Source organism: Candidatus Poribacteria bacterium, assembly GCA_016866785.1.
In the GTDB taxonomy this organism is placed as follows: Bacteria; Poribacteria; WGA-4E.
Genome location: VGLH01000227.1, coordinates 1 through 3,302, shown reverse-complemented (window position 1 = coordinate 3,302; position 3,302 = coordinate 1). Strand labels below are relative to the sequence as shown.

The 3,302-nt window shown below is 64.4% G+C and carries 4 protein-coding genes; all 4 read left to right on the top strand.

Translation table 11 applies throughout. The annotated features are described in order from the left end of the window. On the top strand, positions 1–866 hold an 866-nt coding region (locus FJZ36_18570), incomplete at its 5' end, for a 3-phosphoshikimate 1-carboxyvinyltransferase (protein ID MBM3216903.1). Next, a complete protein-coding gene (locus tag FJZ36_18565; protein MBM3216902.1) occupies positions 863–1,546 on the top strand; it encodes a (d)CMP kinase in 684 nt (227 codons plus the stop codon). The genes FJZ36_18570 and FJZ36_18565, both read left to right, overlap by 4 nt. A 10-nt stretch (positions 1,547–1,556) precedes the next feature. Further along, positions 1,557–2,186 (top strand): 1-acyl-sn-glycerol-3-phosphate acyltransferase, encoded by a 630-nt coding sequence (locus FJZ36_18560; protein MBM3216901.1) that lies wholly within the window; start codon positions 1,557–1,559, stop codon positions 2,184–2,186. 369 nt (positions 2,187–2,555) lie between these two features. After that, positions 2,556–3,302, top strand: a 747-nt coding sequence (locus tag FJZ36_18555; GenBank protein MBM3216900.1) for a LamG domain-containing protein, incomplete at its 3' end; no start/stop codon positions are given.

The following is a 3,302-nucleotide window of genomic DNA, read 5'->3' as shown; positions in this document are numbered from 1 at the left end:
GGGGCGAGGATGGCAACTCGCGCGCGCCGCTGGAGATACACGGAGGCAATCTGCTGGGCATCCACTATGAGAGCCCCATTGCCAGCGCCCAAGTGAAGTCTGCGATCCTTCTCGCCGCTCTCAGGGCTCAAGGCTCCACCACCGTGGTGGAACCCGCGCTGTCTCGCGACCACACCGAGCGGATGCTGATCGCCTTCGGAGCCGATGTGCATCGGGACGGCAACTCGGTCAGTCTTTGCCCCGGCTCGCGTCTCTCCGCGCAGCCGCTGGTGGTGCCCTCGGACCTCTCGTCAGCCGCCTTCTTCATCGTCGCGGGGCTGCTGGTTCCCAACTCCGATCTCGTGTTGCAGGGCGTCGGCGTAAACGAGACCCGGGACGGCATCCTCGACGCGTTGTCGCAGATGGGCGCGACCATCGAGCACGAGCATGGGCGCATGGTCGGAGCTGAACCCGTCGCCGACGTTCGCGTGACCACCAGCGGGCTCCGAGGAGTCGAGTTCGGCGGCGAGCTGATCGTGCGCATGATCGACGAAATCCCGATTCTGGCTCTGGCTGCTTCGCAGGCGCGCGGCGTGACCATCGTCCGGGATGCGGCTGAGCTGCGCGTCAAGGAGACCGATCGCATCGAAGCCATCGCGACAGAGCTCGGACGCATCGGCGTCGAGGTCGAATCTCGACCCGACGGCTTCGCGATCCAGGGACCGCAGACCATCCATGGAGGAACGTGCGAGAGCCGCGGCGATCATCGGATCGCCATGACGGCAGCGATTGCGGGGCTCACCGCGCGAGCTCCCGTCACGATCCACGGGACAGACTGCGTCGGGACATCGTTTCCGGGCTTCTGGGACTTGCTGAAGCGTCTATGACGGCGGATCAAGCATCTCATGTGGTCGTAGCAATCGACGGGCCCGCAGCGGCTGGAAAGAGCACGGTGGCGCGGGGGCTCGCGGAGAAACTGGGGTTCGTCCATCTCAACAGCGGCGCGCTCTACCGAGGCGTGACGCTCCTTGCTTTGCGCACCGGCGTCCGACTTGACGACGAGAGCCGACTCGAAGTGCTGGCTCGGGACGCGGAGATGGGCTTTACCCTGGACGGACGGTTCCTCCTCAACGGTGTGGACGAATCGGCGGCGATCCGTACTCCCGAAGTCGATACGGCGGTCTCGCGCGTCTCCATCTGGCGACGAGTCCGCGCCGAGGTCACGCGCCATCAACGCCGGATCGCGTCGCTCGCCGATGTCGTCATCGAAGGGCGCGACACGACGACCGTCGTATTCCCGAATGCGCAGGTGAAGTTCTTCCTGTCGGCGAGTGTGGAAGAGCGGGCGCGTCGGCGCTATGCCGAGCTCGTCGCGAAGGGGGAGTCCGCTTCGCTGGATGAGATCGCCGCCGAGATTCGGGAGCGCGACCAGCGCGACGAGACGCGTCACGAGAGCCCGCTTCGAGTTGCCGACGACGCGGTTGTGGTCGATTCGACGTCTCTGCCCGCCGACGAGATCGTGTCGCAGATGGCGCGGACGGTCGCCGAGCGAATCACCTCCAAGTAGGGACCGCCCCATGGAAGCGACACCGGAATCCGGCCTGATGTACCGACTCGGGTATCGACTGGCATATGCGCTGATGCTGCCGCTGTGCCGCCCTCAGATCACTGGCACCGAACACGTCCCCAAGTCGGGCCCATTCCTCGCTGCGGCAAACCACACGAGCTACCTGGACCCGATCTTGATCGGTTGCGTATTCCCGCGGGAGCTGAACTACATGGCGAAGGAGACGTTGTTCCGCGCCCCGGCCGACTGGTTGCTTCGGTCGGTCAACGCCTTTCCCGTCAAGCGTTGGTCGGCGGACGTGGGAGCCCTTCGACATGCCCTGCGAGTGCTCAAGGAGGATCGCCCGGTCTTGCTTTTTCCCGAAGGCACTCGGGGAACCGGCGCGGAGTTCCTGGCGGCGCGGAAGGGCGTCGGATTCCTCGCAGTGCGGAGCCAGGCGCCCGTCATTCCTGTGTATGTTGACGGCGCGTCAACCGTCCTTGGGCGCGGACAAACGTACCCACGGCGCGCGCAGGTCCGGATCAGTGTCGGACCCGCGATGTCCTTCCCTCGTGACACGGAGCCCGAGGTCGCTGCGTACGACATCCTGGCGGCGATCGGGGAACTCCGCGAATCCTTCCGGCAACAGCATAGCTCTTGACGTCGTCGCCGACCTCTGACACACTCAGCCAGCGTCGGCTGACGGGTTTGGTGCTCCTGCGTACGCACGTCGGAGACCCGCCACGGCTGGCTGTGTGGGCATCGCGTCGATGCCAGATGACATGCCTCGGTCGCGATCACGACCGTGGCGGGAGGCGACCCGTGTCAAAGCTCCCGACGGCATTCCACATTCATCCCCCTTGCGCCGCGTCCGTGCGAAGCCGTGGGCGGCGTCGAATCGCGACGCGTGAAGCTGGATAACGCGTCGGCACCGACTTCATGTGATTGTCGTCGGCGCATCAGGAAAGGAGGTACAGGTTCAAGCTAGTCGGGCGAACAGGTCGATCCGGTTGGATTAGGAGGAAACCCCATGCGTGTGAGGTATTTCGGTGTGAGTGTGCTGGCGGCGCTGCTCTTGTGCGGTAGCGCACAGGCGGACCTGCCCAAAGACATCGTCCTCTACATCAACTTCGATGAGGGAAAGGGCGACAAGCTGGTCGATCACAGCATCTACGGCCACACCCTCGATCGCGTGGCCGGCAAAGAGAAATGGGTCGCCGGCAAGTACGCGGGAGCGATGGAGTTCGATGGCGCGACGGCGTTCCAGACGAAGAAGTCCGACATCCTGGCGAAGTTCGATTCGACCATCAGCGTCGGCGCCTGGGTCAAGCCGATCGCGCTGACCGGCTGGACCAACATCGTCGAGATGGATGGGCCCGCGAACGCGGCGTGGAAGGTCGGGTTCAACAACGCCCTCCTGGTCTTCACAACCTACCGCGTCAAGGACCACAACGGCGCGACGAATCTGGCGCTCGATAAGTGGCAGCACGTCGCCTACACGTACGACGGCAAGAGCGCCAAGATGTACATCGACGGCAAGCTCGACAAGGACGAGCCCGGCGCCGGAACGATCAAGACGGCGGACGCCGGAACGCCGACGCTGGATGTCGGTTGGCGCAGCGGGTCCAAGGCATCGTACCTCAGCGGAATCTTGGATGACCTGTGGATCTCCAACGTCGTGAAGAGCGAGAAGGAGATCAACACACTGATGGGCGGCATCAACCTCGCCGTCGATGCGCAGGGAAAGACATCGACGACCTGGGGCGCGATAAAGGCA